This window comes from Halobacillus ihumii, assembly GCF_902726645.1.
Classification (GTDB): domain Bacteria; phylum Bacillota; class Bacilli; order Bacillales; family Halobacillaceae; genus Halobacillus_A; species Halobacillus_A ihumii.
Genome location: NZ_CACVAO010000001.1, coordinates 1,743,150 through 1,761,158, shown reverse-complemented (window position 1 = coordinate 1,761,158; position 18,009 = coordinate 1,743,150). Strand labels below are relative to the sequence as shown.

Sequence of the window (18,009 nt, the reverse complement as noted above, 5' to 3'; positions counted from 1 at the left end):
ATTAGATAGGGAATTTTATCTTTCAATTTCTATTGGTGAAGAATATAAGTATTGTACCGTTTCTATATTTTATATGCCTGGCGAATAAGAAGTTTCTGGTATCTCATGATATCGGTCTGCATCAAGGTTCTGTACCGCTCCTTCAGCAACCCCTTCGATGATGCCGGTTAAGCCTGTTTCTACAGCCTTAACAAGCATTCCCTTTTTCTTTTGCCCCATGCTGTGGGTTTGTCCCGTAACTTCAAAAAGCACTGTCCCGCTTCCATTTAAGGCAAAAGAACCTAACGCTGTACCCGGAAGATCCAGCCCCTGACTATATAAAGTAATATTATCAAAAGGTGAATTGCCCATGGATTGAAGAGCATCATAGGCTGCTACATTAAGCTGCTTTGAAAATTCATAGTTGTAAGTATCCGCATATTCTGCGTATTCTTGCCCCTTTTCACTTGATGGATGGGGGACAAATTGACCTGATAGGGAAAGGGTGACGGGTTCATCGGTTCCGTCGACATAATAAAGCCCTTGGTGATGCAGGTCCACAAAAACATCCACCTTGCCGAATTCTTGTTTTAATCCTTTGTAAACATCGCGAACAGTCTGGGCCTCAGGTGTGAGATACCAGCCTGGATCATCTGATGCCCCTGGAATATCTTCAGCTTGTGGTACATAATCAAGATTCGGATTAAAATCACGGTTAACGTCGAAGCCAGGTCGATCAGTATAATGATCACCTTGTAAAGTCCCTGTGTAATAGTTCCACGTAGGGCCATCAGCATTGGCCAACTGAGGAAAATCTTCTACAACCTCCGCCCAGGTCATGTTGTTCCCTCTTCGATCCAACTCAGAGGCATCCGGGTTCATTTTCGGCAAAGCGACTAAGGTAATTTCTTCACGAATTTTTTGAGCCTGAGGAGAATTACTGGAACCCAGGTATTGCAAAATGTTTAATAGAGCCTCTGTGCCTGTTTTTTCATTCCCGTGAATCTCACTTTCAATCATAATAACACGGTCACCATTGCCGACTCTTGCCTGATAGATATTTCTACCGTTATTAGAGTGTCCCGCTATACTAACATCGACTTTTCCGTTACTGGTCCGCTCAATTTTTTCAAGCTTTTTTCCTAATTGAGCATAGTTCGTGAAACCGGAACTATTATAGGTCTGCTGATCAGGAGTTCCAGGATGGCTCCCCGCTGCGGAAGCTGGGATGACAATACTTGCAGAAAGTACAATCGTGCTCAGGACAGTTAGCAGTTTTATTTTCTTCAAATTCTCCAACTCCTTAAATTATTCTAGTAATTATTCACCTGAGTAATTACTTTCTGGCAAGGTTTCCCAGAATGAAGTATCAGCGGATTGGATAGAGCCGTCAGCAAGCGCCTTCAAGCTCGCTTCCATTGCTGTTACCACCTGTTTAATGAGGTACCCGTTACTCTTTTGTCCCAGAACGTAATCCTCGTACCAATGGTCTGCCATTCCACGTACCTCCAGCAGTAAGGTAGAAATTCCATACTCAAGGGCTAGTCCGTTACGGCTGATCGTTGGTTTGTTACTGCCTGGATATTTAGATAGAAGACCATACCCTTTTGAGTCAATGGCATTATACACAACTGCACCTAGCTGTTTTGATTGTTCCCGTACTTCTGGATCTACATTTTCATTTGTTGGATAGAGGATGGATCCGGATACGAGCTCTCCTGTATCCCCTAATGTCGTTTGAGTCCCTTGGTGATGCAGGTCAATCATATAATCAGGCTTATATTTCTGTAGAATATTCTGATGCAGCGCTTTCGTTTCAGGTTGATTACGATCAACATGATCACGATTTAGGTCAACACCATTTGCGTTGTAACGGGTGTGAGTGCCGGCAACATAATCCTCTAAGGAGAAATTGACATCACCTTCAGCTCCGTCAACATTTAGCCGGGGAGCGATAAGGACATTCACATTATTGAGGATTTCCTGTACTTGTTTTCCATTTGATGTTAAGTGTTTGATGACTTGAAGGGCGCCTTCTGTCGTGAGTGTTTCATTTCCATGCTGCTGGGTCAGAAATAATATGGTGGGGTTGTCTTCATCGATACCGAAATTGGCCAAGTATAAATCCCTTCCTTGGACAGACTGGCCGTACACTTCAAGCTCTAATGCCTCCGAACGCTTATCAGCTTTTTTTAAGAAATCCACCATTTCTTCATAGGAGTGGAGACGCTCATTCTTAATCGTTTCATTTCCGCCGTAGTTCGGTCCATTGGGGACGTTATCCCCGGCAAAAACTGTGCTTGTTCCTGTCAAAAATGTCCCTGATAACAACAGGGCTCCGCTTACCATAACGGTTAAAATTTTGTTTTTCATAGAGATCCTCCTCAAGAGTAATTTACAAACTATTTCTGTCAGAATGAAGATAATACCTTTTAATAAAAGGAAAATAATTCCGTATACCTACGGTTTTTAAGCACAGCATTTTAGAAGAGGTCTATTGAAGTGGATATAAATTCCTTGCTTTCAGAAGCCAGGATGCGGGAAAGCGGTCGTTTAGAAGTTTTCTAAGGGCAGTTATGATACCATTTAAACTAACTAGAAGAGGAGGCAGATAGGATGGATCAAACTACAATTAAAGCAGAAGTGATTGAACTTTATCAAAAGTTAATTCATGCTTGGAATGATCGTAATGCAGAGGAAATGACTGAACTATATACGGAAACAGGGGAGCAAATTGGATTTGATGGGAGTTTGCTGACAGGACCCAATGAGATATCCACGCATCTAGGTGAAATTTTTGCCAAGCATCCTACCCCGCCTTTTACAAGTAAAGTAAAGGATGTCCGGCTGTTAGGAGAAGAAAGTGCTATACTGCGAGCTATCGCAGGAATGGTCCCACCTGGTAAAACAGAACTCGATCCAGAACTTAATGCGCATCAAACACTTACGGCAGTGAAAATAGATCATCAGTGGAAAGTTGAACTTTTTCAAAATACTCCGGCACAGTATCATGGCAGGCCGGATTTGGTAGAAGAAATGACAGAGGAATTAAAAAAATAGCCGAAATTAATAGACCAGAGGAGCTGATGCTAGGAGAATTCTAGCGTTAGCTCTTCTGTTTTCTGGACATCATTCTCGGTCGATGATCCATTCATATGATATGGTTCATAGGTCTTGCGTCCTTCTTATTATTTTCAATTATTTATGATCTGAAAAAGGTGTTACATAGAATCCCCTCGAATGTGTATTTATGGAATAAAACAGGGAGGGGTATGTGTGAGGAAAAAAGTTTCGTTACATACTACGCTATTATTATTGATATTGTCTACCGTGCTCACTGTTCAATCAGTCAGCGCTGAAGAAGGGAACTCAGAGTCCCCGAATGTTCAGCAAGTTAAAGTGGAAGATGGAAAAACTCAGCCGGTTTATTCCCATGAGGAGGCCATCAGGGAAACCGTTTATATTGAAACCTCAGTCGACAGTGATGGAGACGGCGAACTTGATCGCGTTCATGCTGATATTATTCGGCCGAAAGAAACGGAACAGGGTTTAAAAGTCCCAGTTATTTATGAAATGAGCCCATATCGTGCTGGGCTTAACCCGATCAATTTTCACGATGTTGATGTGCCTTTAAATCCAGTTGATCATAGGAAGCCCGCGAAAAAAGGAAAGGGGGAGCAAGGGAAGGTAAGCCTTGCTGAAAATCAAGGGGCGGCCAGCGCAACAGCGGCCGGTCCGGCTCAACCCTCTTTCCCTGGCTACTATGATGATTATTTTGTTCCGCGGGGGTATGCAGTAGTACTGGCTGAAAGTTTAGGGAGCGGACTTTCTAATGGTTGTGCAACCTCTGGCGGCAAAAACGAAACACTTGGAACAAAAGCTGTAATTGATTGGTTAAATGGCCGCACCAAAGCTTACGACAGTGAAGGAAACCTAGTTAAAGCAGATTGGTCAACAGGCAGTACAGGGATGATCGGAATCTCCTACAATGGAACATTGCCGAATGCTGTCTCCACAACGGGTGTAGAAGGGTTAGAAACGATTGTTCCAATCGCTGCAATTAGCAGCTGGTATGATTATTATCGTGCGAATGGCGCTGTAGTAGCCCCAGGAGGTTATCAAGGGGAAGACACAGACGTACTGGCCCAGGCAGTTACGACACGAGCGGATGCTGGGGAATGTAACGATGTACTGAAGAAACTAGAAAGGTTACAGGATCGCGAAACAGGCGACTACAATGAGTATTGGGATGAACGGAATTATGTAAAAGATGCTAACAAAGTGAAAGCCAGTGTGTTTGCCGTACATGGTCTAAATGACTGGAACGTTAAGATGAAGCATCTTTCTCAATGGTGGAATGCTCTTGGTGAAAACAATGTAGAGCGTAAACTTTGGCTTCATCAGAGCGGACATGCCAACCCCTATTACCTTCGTAACGAAGAATGGCTGGATACACTAAATAAATGGTTTGATCATTGGCTATATGATATCGACAACAACATTATGGAAGAGCCGATGGTTGATATTCAGCGAGAAGATGGAAATTGGAAAACGTATCAGTCATGGCCTGCGAAAGATGCAAATGGCGTATCATTGTACTTCCAGCAGGAAGAGACTAGTCTTGATCCGAAGCCGATGTCAGGAAAAAACAAAACTACAGCTACGTTCATAGACAATCCGGCTATAACAGCCAGAACGCTGGCAGAGAATCCGAACAGTGAGCATGAGAATCGCCTCGTTTATCAAACACCGAAGCTCGATTCATCATTGCGGATTAGCGGAACTCCCGAAGTTTCTATTCGAGCAAGCATCGATGCCCGTGCCGCTAATCTCACAGCACTGCTAGTGGATTATGCTCCAGATGGGTCCTTTGAAATTGTCACTAGAGGATGGATGGACCCGCAAAATCGTCATTCAATTTCTAAATCCCACTCTCTTGTGCCTGGCAAAGAGTATAAGTTTACTTGGGGAATGCAGCCCGATGATTATATCTTTAAAGAAGGTCATCAAGTAGGTGTGGTTCTGCTTGCTTCTGACCATAACTATACGATTCGACCGGAAGCAGGTACAAAGATTACAGTGGATCCTAAGCGTAGTAAAGTTGTGCTGCCTATCGTAGGTGGAAAGCAAACCGTTACTTTTTCGAACTAAGTGATTACATCGAAATATTATACCAATAGCCATGATGCCTCCCGGACTTCTAACCGGGAGGCATTTTTTTGAGCTTCTAAATTCTTAACAGCGAATTTCAGCAATTTAGCCTTGTCTTCAAACGAAAAAAGGCTTGGGCATAGTTGTAATTTATTCCTGTTTTAGTAGTATAAGATGGAAGAATAAATTTCCAATTTAAATTTTTGCAAAAAAGTTAGGAAAAGTAGGGGGAGTTTGCATGAAAAAGTTATCACGGTTGGTATTGTTATTTTTATTGTGTAGTCTGCTTGCTGCTTGCGGATCTGATGAAGAGGCATCCACAAAAGGTGAAAAGACAGAAAACAAAGAATCAGAAAAAACAGAGGAACAGGCTGCTTCAGATAAAGAAAGTATTGAAAAAGAATTTGAAGTAGCCACGACGATAGAGGAAATTATTGAGCAAAAATCTGGGGAATATGCTGGGAATGCATATAATGAGGCCGTGGTGCATCGTGCGTTGGATGAATCAAGTTTTCAGGATAAGGACAGCTTCCAGGTGTATGCGAATTTATTAAGTTTGATGAGTGAATCAGGTCAATACAAGGAATATTATAATTTTGCCGAAGAATTTAATCCACATATAGAGACGGCGATTTCCGACACCCCAGGTGGAATGAAATTGGATAATGGGGAAAATGTTAACAGCACAGCCAATATCGCCATCCTGCTTGATGCAAGCGGCAGTATGGCCCAAAAGGTTGGCGGAAAAACCAAGATGGAGCTGGCCAAAGCAGCGATTAACGATTTTGTTGCTTCCATGCCAAAAGAGGCTAATGTCGGTTTAAGGATTTATGGGCATAAGGGAAGCAACGCTGATAGTGATAAGGAGATTTCCTGTGATAGTACGGAATTGGTCTATGATTTAAAGCCTTATGATAAAGGTGAATTTGAGGAAGCTTTGGATAAATTCGAGCCAACCGGTTGGACACCGATTGCGAAATCCATTACGGAAGCGAAGAAAGACTTTGAGAACACGGACGGCGGCAGCCAGAACATTATTTATATTGTAAGTGACGGTGTGGAGACGTGTGACGGGGATCCAGTTGCAGCGGCGAAAAAACTTCATGATTCTAATATTGAGGCAGTTGTTAATATAATCGGCTTTGACGTTGACAGCAAAGGACAGGAACAATTGCTGAAAGTGGCGGAAGCAGGCGGCGGAGAATTCAAAACTGTCGAATCTGAAGATGACTTTAAAGAGGTATGGGAGGATGAACGTGTCCGTCTATACAATGAGTGGAGTTCGTGGAATGCCGACAATTATAATGAGGTTTCGGGTGAACAAACAGATAAAAAGAATGAACTGTACGGGAAACGCACGGATTTTATGAATCTTACTTATGACGAAGAAAGTAACTTAAAAGAGGCTGTTTATTATTTAGAGGGGAATGAACAGATCAGCGATCAAGTAAGTGAAGAAGTCATTAGTATGATTGAACAGCGTCAGGAAATCCTAGCTTCCTTTGAGGAAAAATTCAATTCATTGCTGGAGACCGTTGAGAGGGAAGGTGATGAATTGAAAGAGAAAATTAATGAAAAGGGCGACCAAATGAAGGAAAAATACGATAACTGATCAGAATGGTCCCTATTCTTTTAAGTTTGAACCGTCTAAAACTAAAACAATCCGTGAAATGGGAGCGGCGCGAGAAGGATCCATCTTGCGCCGCTCTTTTCTGCTTTATTTAGCTGCCTCTCAGCTTTTCCCCGTGTTATGAAGCAGCTGACTGCGCTCATTGAAAAATACTTTATAAGCCAAATTAACAAATAAAATTACCGTCAAGGATACTGCTCCAATAATACCTAATAAAATGGCAATTTGATATTCAACCGCGATAAATGGGCTTGCTCCAGCTAAAATCTGACCTGTCATCATCCCAGGTAAAAACACAATCCCCATTCCGACCATTTTATTAATCGTCGGCAAAATTGCAGAGTCAAAGGCACGATTCACCCACTTTTTAGTGGCCGCTTGGGGGCTTGCACCAAGCATTAAGGCGGCTTCAACTTTCTGACGCTGATCATTCATGCCATCAAGCAGAGTTTGTACACCAAGCGTTACACCTGTCATGGAATTGCCGATAATCATCCCAGCGATTGGAATGAAGTACTGAGGGTCATACCACGGTGTCAACTGGATTACGATAAAATTGAAGTAAAGTAAGCTGACTACAGAACCAGCAACCATAGAGATTAATATTGCACGTTTGAGCGGTTTATTTAACTCTCCTCGTACTCTGCTGGAAATATTACGTACTGAGAATGCTACCATAATGGCAACAACTAGGACCGTTAGTAACGGATGAGGATTATCAAATAACAGCATTAAAATATAACCGACGATGAGAAGCTGCAGTGTCATTCGTATTGTCGCAATTAAGATTTGTTTTTCTCTGGGAATCTTACGCCAGCGAACGATGGCTAATAAAATCAAAATAAATACGTAAGCCGCTCCCAGCTGCCAAAGAGTCAGATTGATCATTTCTTCTCTCATGAGGACCCCTCTCCTTTTAGTGTGTACTTATGAAAATCAATGGTTTCGTCGGAGAAGTTTTCTGCAATGGAGCGGGAATGCGTCACAAATATTACTGTTTTCTTTTGCTCTTCTGCAAAGGCCATGAAGTTCTCCATCACTTCATGCTCCAGCTCTTCATCAAGCGAAGAGGTAGGTTCATCTAGCAAATATACAGGACTGTCCATTAACGTGATTCGAGCTAAAGCTAACCGCTGCTGCTCTCCGCCCGATAAGTTTTCGGCCTCATCGTCAAGACTCTTGTATAAACGGAAACGTTCAATGGCTTGTTTACAGGCATTCTCATCAGGCTCTTCTTGCTCAGCGAAACGAACACCAGCTAGAAGGTTATCTTTGACGCTTTCACCAAACAATACAGGATGTTGGGTAAGCATCGTCACTTCCCTTCGATGAGCAATGGGGTCACGTTCGGCGATATTTTTCCCGCGAAAAAGAATCTGACCTTGATTAGGGGAAATCATATGGTTCAACAGCTTTAAAAATGTAGATTTCCCGCTGCCGCTTTCCCCAACAATGCAGGTCTTCTGATGTTCATGAATGGTTAATGAAGATACATGTAATATATCAAGATATGTAACGTTCTCAAAGGTGAACAATATAGAAACACTCCTTATACATACACAATTTAAAAGGTGATATATACCAAATTTTATCCTAAATACAGCGCTAGAGAAACTAATACGGTATATCCTAACTTCCCACAAATGTCTGTAAATTATCACATGAAGTAGAGAATGAGATGGAGTTGAAGTAAGATAAAGGCAGAGAACACTTTTTGGAGGAGGCGAAACGATGAGCAGAATGGAACAAGCTGATCATATTAAATTCTTAGAGGGAGACAGACTCTATCTGAGGCCGATCGAGCAGGAAGATTTGGACCTTTTTTATAAAAAAGCCTTATGGGATAAAGAGGGAAGAAGACTGACAGGAACACAAGCTGTATTTAGCCGTGCAGGTGTTCAAAACTGGTTTGATAGGAATTCGACGGATAGCAGCAGAATTGATTTGGTGATTTGCCTGCAGACGAACCATCAGATGATCGGAGATTTAGCTATGCTGGAAATTGATCATCAAAACCGAAAGGCCGTTGTACGGATTTCCATATTTGATAAAAATTACTGGGGTCAAGGGTATGGCACAGAGTCTATGTCGTTGCTGTTAGAATTCGGATTTAATCATTTAAATTTACATCGAGTTGGACTGGATGTCTTTTCATATAATGAAAGAGCCATGAAATCTTATCAAAAGCTGGGATTTAAACGAGAAGGAGTCATTCGGGATGATCTTTATTATGACGGGGAGTATCATGACTCGATATTAATGGGTGTTTTGAAGGAAGAGTTTGTGAAACAGTAAGGCTGCTACTGCGACCCGTTGGATAATGATTCCCCCAGGGGATCAGCTATTCTTGAGGAATAGACCTTTCCCGATCAACTAGTCAGGTTAATAGATATTTTACCGCACTTATTCATCTTATCCTATCGTTTTAAGAATGTGTGTTTCTTATGTATTTGGAAAATGAAAGAAACCTTTTCTGGCGCTTGACGTCTATACATAACATAGAACTAAAAAACATTGGGGGTCAAACATGAAAAACAGGCTATATGTTGTGTTGGTACTCAGCTTAAGTGTACTTGTCTCAGGTTGCAGCGGTGATTCACAAAGCAGCAGTGAGTCGGGGAACGAAGCTGCTTTGACAACGGAACTCCATCCTGAAGAAAGTGGCAAATTTGCTCCAGCGTCAGAGAAAAAAGCGCAGCAAAATGATGTAAATCAAGAAAAACAGGCATCAACCGAAATAGCGAAAATTAACCAATCTGACCGGAAAGTGATTTATACTGCCAACCTAAGGATCGAGGTGAAGGATTACCAGCAAACCATCACGAGCATTCAATCACAAGTAGCTGAACGGGGAGGCTATATTGTGGAGTCAAATATGTCCGGCGAATCTGGAGAAGGGTCAATTAACGGATTTGTCACTGCACGCATCCCTCAGAATAAGTTTCGTGAATTTATTAAGGTCGTTGAAGAGGGCAGCAGTAAAGTTCATGAAAGCTCCATATCCGGTCAAGACGTGACAGAAGAATATGTAGATCTTGAATCACGTTTGAAATCCAAGCAGGTAGTGGAAAAGCGGCTGCTTTCGTTTATGGAACAAGCTGAGAAAACGGAGGACTTGTTGAAAATTTCTGAGAATCTGGCTAAGGTTCAGGGAGAAATTGAAGATATCCAGGGGCGTATGAATTACTTGCAGAATAAAACCGACCTGGCGACCGTGAGTATTCATATTCAGGAAAATAATGTCCAAATCTCCGGGGTAAACAGCGATGAATTAAATACATGGGATCAAACGAAGCAGCAGTTTTTAAAAAGTATTAACTTCCTCATTACGATTTTTTCTGGTTTGATTGTATTTGTAGTCGGCAGTTTGCCCGTTTTAATTTTCCTGGGCATCATCGGTCTAGCTGTATTTCTGATTATGAAAAGGGTAAGAAAGAAACGGTCGCAAAAAGGATCATAGTTGATGAACCAGCAAATTAGGGCCGCAGTATGTGGCCCTAATTTTTATCGTTTACTTGTGCCATTCAGATTCCAATAGGCTCATTTCGTACAAGCTCCAGTAATCGTCGGTGATTTTCCTGTGATCACGGAGAAGACCATCCTTTTTAAACCCTGCTTTTTCATAACAGCGAATGGCAGAATGATTAAAATCGAACACACCGAGACTGACCTTGTGCAGTTTCAGCTGATTAAAGGCCACTTTCAGTATTTCCTGCATCATCATTTCTCCAAATCCTTTTCCACGGACTTCGTCGCCTACGATGACTTTTCCGATCCGAGCTGACCGATTTGTTCTGTCTATATTTCTTAGTGCAATGTGACCGATTGTTGTGTCCGTTTGTGTGTCCACCGCTCTATAAATAAACTGACTCGCAAAGTCAATGTTTGAATCTGTCATATAGTCTTTTAATTGTGCATGATTCAGTGGATAATGAAACATAGGTCCGCCCCATTGGAGTAAGAATTCTGGTGATGTAATCCAATTGATTAGTTGAGAGAAATCTTTTTCTGAAAAATAACGAAGCTCAATCATAGGCCTATCCTCTTCCTTTTTTATGTAGTTAGTCTTTTTCATAGTGTACTTTTTCTAACAGAGGAAGTCACGAACCGTGATTGTGCATACGGGGGTTAAGGAAGGGTGGTTACGGCGTTATGTTGAAAGAATTATTCAAGAGATATTGATGTTTTGGAGGGATATACATGGCATTTTTAAAGCGTAGTGTTCTTATAAATAAGCCGACTAAAGAAGTTTTTGCTGCAGCAACAGACTTTTCAAACAGTCCGGAAATAATGGCAACCGTTGTGGAGGCAAAGCCTATCACTGATGGACCGGTCCGAAAGGGATATCAATTTAAGGAAGTGCGTGAAATACGCGGACGAAAAGCGGCATCAATTATTGAAGTAACTGAGTATGAGCCCAATGAAAGTTATGCTGTTCGAAGCGATCAACATGGGATTGATTTACGTTATCACTACACATTTGTGGAAACGGCGGAAGGGACGAGAGTAGAATTTATAGGTGAATTGGATACGAAAGGTTTACGTAATACTCTTATGAAGCCACTCATTAAAATGATCATTAAAAAAGAGGATGCCGATCATTTAGATAAAATGAAAGCATGGTTAGAAAAGAACCCATCTTGATATGATATAATAAATCAAATTAGATGCAGTACGCAAGAAGGTCTCTTTTCGACAACAGAGACCTGTTTTTTTATGAGTGAAAAATAATGCGGTACTTACAAGGAGAGACAAGCAATTATGAGTGAATCGAGTAAATCAAGCTGGTTTCAAAACATGGCTCCTTTTTTAAAGGAAGCGTGGGAGCTGTCAAATTTTGAACAGCCAACTTCTGTTCAGCAGAATACCATCCCACTTATAAAATCGGGCAAAGACGTGATAGCAGAGGCGCCGACAGGGAGCGGAAAGACGCTGGCTTATTTATGGCCGCTCCTCGAACAAATTGATCCTGCGAAGAAGCATACGCAATTTCTTGTCCTAGCCTCTTCCCATGAACTAGTGATGCAAATTCATCAGGAGGTCCAAACATGGTCAAAGAACAGTGGGGTAACCAGTGCCACTCTAATTGGCGGCGCGAATGTGAAACGACAAATTGAAAAGCTTAAGAAAAAACCACAAATGGTTATCGGCACTCCAGGCAGGGTATATGAATTAATGAAACAAAAGAAATTGAAAGCACATGAAATTAAGACGCTTGTATTGGATGAGGCAGATCAACTTCTCGTCCCTGAGCATATGGAGACTGTACAAAACATTGTAAAGGCTACCCTTAAAGAACGACAAATTCTCCTTTTTTCAGCTACTTTACCAAATGAAGTTGAAAATACTGCTCAGGAATTTATGAAAGAACCTGAAGTTATTCGTATCGAGAAGGAAGCGTTAAGACCAGATGCCGTACACGCTTATATTTCTACACAGGATAGAGATAAATTGGAAATTATTAGGAAGTTGGCACGAATGGAATCGTTTAAAGGGCTGGCTTTTGTGGGGGATATTGGCAATCTAAGTGTTTATGCTGAAAAAATAAGATACAAAGGACTTTCCCTGGAAATCCTTCATAGCGATGCAAAAAAAGAAGAACGAGCTAAAGCTTTGAAAAAGTTCCGTAAAGGGGATATTTCACTTTTGCTGGCAACGGATGTAGCTGCTCGCGGGCTGGATATTAAAGATATCACTCATATTATAAACTTAAATGTACCTAAATCTCCTTCTGATTACATTCATAGAGCTGGACGTACGGCAAGGTTAGGCTCAAAATCAGGGGTAGTAGTCTCGCTTGTAAACCCTGTAGAAGAGAAACGCCTGAAAAAATATGCAAGGGATTTTAACCTTCGTTTGGAGAAAAGAGAAATGTATAAAGGAAAGTTAATAGATTGTAAATAACAATCCTGATTTTAATACTAAGGAGTGAAAGGTTTGCTTAAGAGATTCTCTATCATTTTAGTTACGGTTTTAGCTTTAGTTACCTTGACTACTCCTGCTTTTGCTTCGGAGCAGAATTCCTGGAAGATAGAGCAGATTGGTGCACAGTCTTTTGAGGAATGGACGAACCAAATACAGGAGTGGCTGTCAGAGCAGAATTTTGAATTTAGTAAGGAGCGGTTTGAGCAAAACTTTAACATTCTCTTTAATCCTGAACAAATCCCTGAGAATCAGCAGCCGCAACAGTCAGAAACGGAACAGTCTGAGGCTGAAGCTCCGCAGTCACGACAAGAGTCTCAAGATTCATCACAAGCTACTGCAAAAGTAGAAAACGGGGCTACGTCCAATTATGAAGAAAAAGTAGTTCAGTTGGTAAATGAGGAACGGACCAAGGAAGGTCTAGACCCTCTTACCATGCATAACCGTCTTAGTGACCTTGCGCGTATGAAGTCACGGGACATGGCAGATAAAGGATACTTCAGTCATACGTCGCCTACTTATGGCTCCCCTTTCGATATGATGAAGCAATATGACTTCAGCTATTCAGCTGCGGGGGAGAATATTGCTGCTGGGCAGCGAACCCCACAAGAGGTAGTAGAAGGCTGGATGAATTCCCCAGGCCACCGTGCCAACATATTGAATGAACACTTCACCCATATCGGTGTAGGATATGTGGAAGGCGGTTCATATGGTACGTATTGGACACAATTATTTATGAATCCTAGATAAGAAAATGAAGAGACAGACTCCTATGAATGAGGGTCTGTCTTTTTTTATGGGAGAAAGAATCTATAAATTTTGAAAAAAGGGTTGTAAAACGCTTACAAGGATCCTATACTTAACTAAACCGGTTTACTAAACCGGTTTACCAAATTTGCAGAAGATGGAGATTTATCATGAAAACAGTAACTATGGCTGATGTTGCAAAGCAAGCCAATGTATCGAAAAGTACAGTGTCGCAATATTTAAATAAACGCTATGACTATATGGGAGAGAAGACAAAGGCAAGAATTGAACAGGCCATTAAAGAACTTGGCTACCAGCCTAACATCGTCGCCAGAAGTTTAAAGCAGAAGTCAACGAGAACAATTGGAGTGATTGTTGCCAATATTCTGCACAACTTCTCGACTGAAGTTAGCAGAGCAATAGAAGACGCTTGCCATAGGGCAGATTTCCATACGATCATATGCAACGCAGATGATGATCCGGATAAAGAAAAAAAGTATATCGAAATGCTGAGGGCCAAACAAGTAGATGGATTAATTATATTTCCAACTGGAAATAACCGAGACCTTTATAGGAAAATGCTCGATCAAAATTATCCCGTTGTTTTTGTTGATCGGTCAGTTCCTGATATCCCTATTTCCTCTATTATGCTTGAGAATGAAAAGGCTTCAGAGATTGCAGTTGATTATCTAGCCAAAAAGGGACACGAACGAATCGCGATGATTACTACACCGATGAATGAAAATGTTTCCTCTCGTGTTGAGCGGATGGAAGGTTATAAACGTGCTCTGCAGTCACATGGATTAGAGGTAAGGGAGGATTATATTCGAAGCATCGATCCTGAGCAGGTGGAGGAAATTCTTGAGGGAATGCTAGCTCTAGGCCAGCCTCCGCAAGCGATCCTAGCCGGAAACGATCTTATTTTAAAAGAAGTGCTGACATTTTCTAAACTCCACCGTTTCAAGATTGGCGAGGACCTCTCGGTAATTGGGATTGATGATGTACCTTATGCCAGCTTTTACTCTCCGGCTATCACTACGATAGCTCAGCCAACATTTAAAATGGGAAAAGTGGCAGGAGAACTTTTGCTGGACAAAATAAACAAAAAATCTACGGTTGATAAACGACCGGATTATCACTTTGAACCAACATTGATGGTCAGAGAATCTGTTAAGGATCACAAGGAGGACTAGCCATGAAGAAAGATGTAGTCACAATTGGGGATGCAATGATCACTTTTGATCCTTCACACAATGGACCAATGAGGTTTGCCTCCTCGTTTGAAAGGAAGGCAGGAGGAGCAGAATTCAACTTTGCGATAGGCTGTGCAAGGCTTGGCTTATCAACGGGATGGATCAGCAGGTTAGGCAATGATGAGTTTGGAAAGTTCATTCGTAATTTTGCTAGAGGGGAAGGGGTGGATGTGTCACGTGTACAATTGCTGGATGACTATTCTACCTCGCTCAACTTTAAAGAGATTCGAGAAGATGGAAGTGGACGAACTTTCTATTATCGCGATCGCTCGCCAACCGAAGCATTATCGGAAGCAACCCTTGATGAGGAGCCGTTAAGACATTGTAAACTGCTCCATGTCACAGGTGTGTTTGCCGCCATTGACCCTGGTAAAAATATCCCGCTGTTGAAACGGGCGATCACGATTGCGAAGGATCATGGTGCAGCTATTTCGCTTGATCCTAATATCCGGCTCAAATTGTGGAGTCAAAAGCAGGCGAAAAAGGGATTAAGAGAACTTCTTCCCTATGTAGATGTTTTGTTAATAGGCGAGGAGGAAGCTGACCTGTTGTTTGATACTCATGATCCAGATGAACTTGTTCACTCCTGTAAGCCTTACGGAATTTCAACTGTTGCGATTAAAATGAGCGATAAAGGCGCGGTTGCCTTTCAGCAGGGTGAAAGGATTCAAGTTGAAGCCTTATCTCCTGAAAAAGTCGTGGATACAGTAGGCGCAGGAGATGGCTTTGATGCAGGATTCGTTTACGGTTTGTTAAAAGGATGGCCGTTGAAACGAACAGTCCAATTTGCCAATATTATCGGTTCGATGGTTGTAAGTGTTTACGGAGATAATGAAGGATTACCTGAGCTTGAGGATGTTTTGGTGAAGCTTGGAGAACGAGAGTTTATCGAGAGGTGAAACAATGAATCTTCAACTGGCATTAGATAGACTGACAGAGCGAGAGTGTCTGGATATTTTAGCTAATACGAATGACTCGCTCGACTGGATTGAAGTTGGGACAGGTGTCATAAAAGAGTATGGTCTGGCGATTGTCAGGACCATAAGGGAAGCCTATCCAAATAAGGTGATTGTAACAGATATGAAAACGTGTGATGCAGGTAAGCACGAAGCGATTCAAGCTTTTGAAGCTGGGGCTGATATTACGACAGTAATGGCTTTTTCAGCTGACCAGACGATTGCAGATATGCTGGACGTTGCAAAAACTTATAGTAGCAGAGTGATGGTGGATTTGTTAGGAGTTCGCGATCCATCACGAGTTCAACAACTTCGCCAATTAGGTGTAAACATCGTTAGTCTTCATTTTGGCAAAGATATGCAGCAAAACGGCAGCATGGACAGTCAGTTGTTTGATTTGGTCAGTCATTATCCAGACCTTGAGGTAGCGGTGGCTGGAGGAATTAATCTTGAAACATTACCAGGGATTCTCCCGCACCAGCCTGACACGTTAATTGTTGGAGGTGCGATTACGAAACAGGAACATCATAAGCAGTCTGCTGCAAAAATCAAGGAGGTCATGAACAACTATGAAGCAAACCATTCACACCGTCGCTTATGAAATCAGCCAGGTTCTTGCCAATATTAGCGAGGATCAAGCGATTCAATTATCACGATCATTAATGAGAGCAAAGCGGATCTTCGTCGCAGGTGAGGGTAGATCGGGACTAATGGGTAAAGCTTTTGCCATGAGATTAATGCATGCCGGCTACCACGTTTATGTAACGGGGGAAACGATTACACCTAATATCCAGGATAATGATCTGCTGCTTGCCATTTCTGGTTCAGGCTCCACAGATTCAATCTGTCAGTTCGCAAAAAAAGCGAAAGAGCAGGGAGCAAAGGTAACAGCCGTTACTACCGACGTAAATTCAAACCTCGCAGACATGAGTGATGAGATGCTTATTATTCCAGCTGCAACTAAAAAAAGACGTGAAGAGGAACCTGCGACGATTCAGCCGTTAGGCAACCAATTTGATCAATCATTACATTTACTGCTTGATGCCATCATTATTTATACGATTGAACAGTCAAAGAAGACGGATAATGAAGAAATGACAAAACGGCATGCAAATCTTGAATAGGGATGGAGGAATGAATGCATTTCAGAAGATACTGGAAGCAAGAATTCTCCCGGTTATTCGTAAGACTGATTATGATGGTTTATCTGCGTTGGCAAATCAGTAGGTTGAACTATTATCAGAAGTCTAATTAACCATTTTATGTAAGCGTATTCAGCCGAAACCAAGTTAAAGGAGGGGACTTTTTATGAGGAAAACACTATTGATCTTGCTGCCTGCTATGATTCTGTTACTTCTTTCATTGACTGGATGTGGAGATCGTGTTGCAGGTGGAGCAGAAGATGATGGAGATATAAAAATCATTGCTGCTCATAATCAAACCTCACCGGAGAATCCCTATCAATATGGCATGAAAGAATTTGAAAGGGTAGCTGAAAAGAATGAAAGTATTGAGGTAGAGGTCCATGCGGGAACGCTCGGTACCAGTGAATCCGAACTCGTACAAAAGCTTAAACTGGGTGGAGCGGATGTTGTCCTTGTCTCACCTGGATTTATGTCAAAAACAGGCATAAAGGAAATTGACCTGTTTGCCATGCCGTATGTTTTTAAGAATTACGATCATTGGGAGCGAGTGGTTGATGGCGAGGTCGGAGAACGAATGGCTGAAATTATCAATGAAAAATCCGACAATGATTTTAAACTGCTAGGTTATTGGAGTGCCGGAGTCCGCCATTATTATGGCAGGAAACCCCTTGAATCGATTGAAGACATCGATGGCATGAAGTATCGCACTCAAACATCTGGGGTTATTGCGAAATACTGGGAAGCAACAGGCGCCGTGCCAACCTCTGTGGCCTGGGGAGAACTGTACCAGGCGTTACAGCAAGGAGTGGTGGATGCTTCTGAGAACTCCTACCCTTACTTTGTTCAACAGAATCACCATAAAACTGAAAATGGTAAATATATTACTGAGACAGGTCATGATTATACGACCCGCTTCTTGCTCATCAATGGGAATAAATTTGACTCCTATACAAAGGACCAACAAGAAGCTGTTCTGAAGGCGGCTAAAGCGTCTGTGGAAAAAGAGCGGGAAGTCGTCAAGAAGCAGGAAAAGGAATACAAGCAGAAAGCTATTGAGGACGGGGCAAAAGTAAACCAAATTGACCGTGAGCCATTCATAGAACTGGCGAAGCCTATTCAAAACGAGCGAGCAAAGGAAATAGGTGTAATGGACTTATTGAAAAAGATTAGGGAGTTGAAAAAAGAAGGCTAAAGGAGGAGGCAAGGTGATCCTTCCCTTTAACCCT

General features: G+C 41.9%; 18 protein-coding genes. 13 read left to right on the top strand and 5 right to left on the bottom strand.

The genetic code is table 11. The annotated features are described in order from the left end of the window. Positions 1 to 69 precede the first annotated feature (69 nt). Entirely contained in the window at positions 70 to 1,269 is a 1,200-nt protein-coding gene (locus G6R08_RS08855; RefSeq protein ID WP_163527649.1) for a M14 family zinc carboxypeptidase, read from the bottom strand. 30 nt (positions 1,270 to 1,299) lie between these two features. Further along, a complete protein-coding gene (locus G6R08_RS08850; protein WP_163527648.1) occupies positions 1,300 to 2,352 on the bottom strand; it encodes a M14 family metallopeptidase in 1,053 nt (350 codons plus the stop codon). A 243-nt stretch (positions 2,353 to 2,595) separates the two neighbouring features. On the opposite strand from G6R08_RS08850, the gene G6R08_RS08845 reads away from it, so the two are divergent. From G6R08_RS08845 to G6R08_RS08835, 3 genes are all read left to right on the top strand, one after another. Continuing rightward, entirely contained in the window at positions 2,596 to 3,039 is a 444-nt protein-coding gene (locus G6R08_RS08845) for an SgcJ/EcaC family oxidoreductase (RefSeq protein WP_163527647.1), read from the top strand. Between the two features lie 216 nt (positions 3,040 to 3,255). After that, entirely contained in the window at positions 3,256 to 5,130 is a 1,875-nt protein-coding gene (locus tag G6R08_RS08840; protein ID WP_240339674.1) for a Xaa-Pro dipeptidyl-peptidase, read from the top strand. A gap of 238 nt (positions 5,131 to 5,368) precedes the next feature. After that, positions 5,369 to 6,742, top strand: coding sequence for a VWA domain-containing protein (locus G6R08_RS08835; RefSeq protein ID WP_163527645.1), 1,374 nt, complete (start codon positions 5,369 to 5,371; stop codon positions 6,740 to 6,742). Between the two features lie 120 nt (positions 6,743 to 6,862). Here G6R08_RS08835 and G6R08_RS08830 read toward each other — a convergent pair whose 3' ends face one another. Together G6R08_RS08830 and G6R08_RS08825 are read right to left on the bottom strand one after the other, a co-directional pair. After that, positions 6,863 to 7,660, bottom strand: a complete 798-nt coding sequence (locus G6R08_RS08830; RefSeq protein WP_163527644.1) for an ABC transporter permease — start codon at positions 7,658 to 7,660, stop codon at positions 6,863 to 6,865. Continuing rightward, positions 7,657 to 8,295 (bottom strand): ABC transporter ATP-binding protein, encoded by a 639-nt coding sequence (locus tag G6R08_RS08825; RefSeq protein WP_163527643.1) that lies wholly within the window; start codon positions 8,293 to 8,295, stop codon positions 7,657 to 7,659. Before G6R08_RS08825 ends, G6R08_RS08830 begins: the two co-directional genes overlap by 4 nt. 196 nt (positions 8,296 to 8,491) lie before the next feature. Here G6R08_RS08825 and G6R08_RS08820 point away from each other — a divergent pair, with 196 nt between their 5' ends. Continuing rightward, positions 8,492 to 9,055 carry a GNAT family N-acetyltransferase gene (locus G6R08_RS08820; RefSeq protein WP_240339673.1) on the top strand — a complete coding sequence of 188 codons (564 nt, stop codon included), beginning with the start codon at positions 8,492 to 8,494 and terminating at the stop codon, positions 9,053 to 9,055. 232 nt (positions 9,056 to 9,287) lie between these two features. Further along, positions 9,288 to 10,220, top strand: coding sequence for a DUF4349 domain-containing protein (locus tag G6R08_RS08815; RefSeq protein WP_163527642.1), 933 nt, complete (start codon positions 9,288 to 9,290; stop codon positions 10,218 to 10,220). A 51-nt stretch (positions 10,221 to 10,271) separates the two neighbouring features. Here G6R08_RS08815 and G6R08_RS08810 read toward each other — a convergent pair whose 3' ends face one another. After that, positions 10,272 to 10,793: a GNAT family N-acetyltransferase gene (locus tag G6R08_RS08810; protein ID WP_163527641.1), complete on the bottom strand. Its 522-nt coding sequence runs from the start codon at positions 10,791 to 10,793 to the stop codon at positions 10,272 to 10,274. Positions 10,794 to 10,960: 167 nt separating this feature from the next. On the opposite strand from G6R08_RS08810, the gene G6R08_RS08805 reads away from it, so the two are divergent. The 8 genes from G6R08_RS08805 (at position 10,961) to G6R08_RS08770 (ending at position 17,975) form a co-directional block, all read left to right on the top strand. Further along, on the top strand, positions 10,961 to 11,404 hold the full coding sequence (locus G6R08_RS08805) for an SRPBCC family protein (RefSeq protein ID WP_163527640.1): 444 nt from the start codon (positions 10,961 to 10,963) through the stop codon (positions 11,402 to 11,404). Positions 11,405 to 11,521: 117 nt separating this feature from the next. After that, positions 11,522 to 12,664 carry a DEAD/DEAH box helicase gene (locus G6R08_RS08800; RefSeq protein ID WP_163527639.1) on the top strand — a complete coding sequence of 381 codons (1,143 nt, stop codon included), beginning with the start codon at positions 11,522 to 11,524 and terminating at the stop codon, positions 12,662 to 12,664. Between the two features lie 33 nt (positions 12,665 to 12,697). After that, positions 12,698 to 13,432, top strand: a complete 735-nt coding sequence (locus tag G6R08_RS08795) for a CAP domain-containing protein (RefSeq protein ID WP_240339672.1) — start codon at positions 12,698 to 12,700, stop codon at positions 13,430 to 13,432. A 167-nt stretch (positions 13,433 to 13,599) separates the two neighbouring features. Beyond that, positions 13,600 to 14,622, top strand: a complete 1,023-nt coding sequence (locus G6R08_RS08790) for a LacI family DNA-binding transcriptional regulator (RefSeq protein WP_163527637.1) — start codon at positions 13,600 to 13,602, stop codon at positions 14,620 to 14,622. 2 nt (positions 14,623 to 14,624) lie between these two features. Continuing rightward, on the top strand, positions 14,625 to 15,581 hold the full coding sequence (locus G6R08_RS08785; RefSeq protein WP_163527636.1) for a sugar kinase: 957 nt from the start codon (positions 14,625 to 14,627) through the stop codon (positions 15,579 to 15,581). Between the two features lie 4 nt (positions 15,582 to 15,585). After that, on the top strand, positions 15,586 to 16,239 hold the full coding sequence (gene hxlA, locus G6R08_RS08780) for a 3-hexulose-6-phosphate synthase (RefSeq protein WP_163527635.1): 654 nt from the start codon (positions 15,586 to 15,588) through the stop codon (positions 16,237 to 16,239). Beyond that, complete coding sequence (gene hxlB / locus G6R08_RS08775) at positions 16,208 to 16,762, top strand: 6-phospho-3-hexuloisomerase (RefSeq protein ID WP_163527634.1); 555 nt, start codon at positions 16,208 to 16,210, stop codon at positions 16,760 to 16,762. Before hxlA ends, hxlB begins: the two co-directional genes overlap by 32 nt. Before the next feature lie 184 nt (positions 16,763 to 16,946). Continuing rightward, complete coding sequence (locus tag G6R08_RS08770; protein ID WP_163527633.1) at positions 16,947 to 17,975, top strand: TRAP transporter substrate-binding protein; 1,029 nt, start codon at positions 16,947 to 16,949, stop codon at positions 17,973 to 17,975. Positions 17,976 to 18,009: the final 34 nt, after the last annotated feature.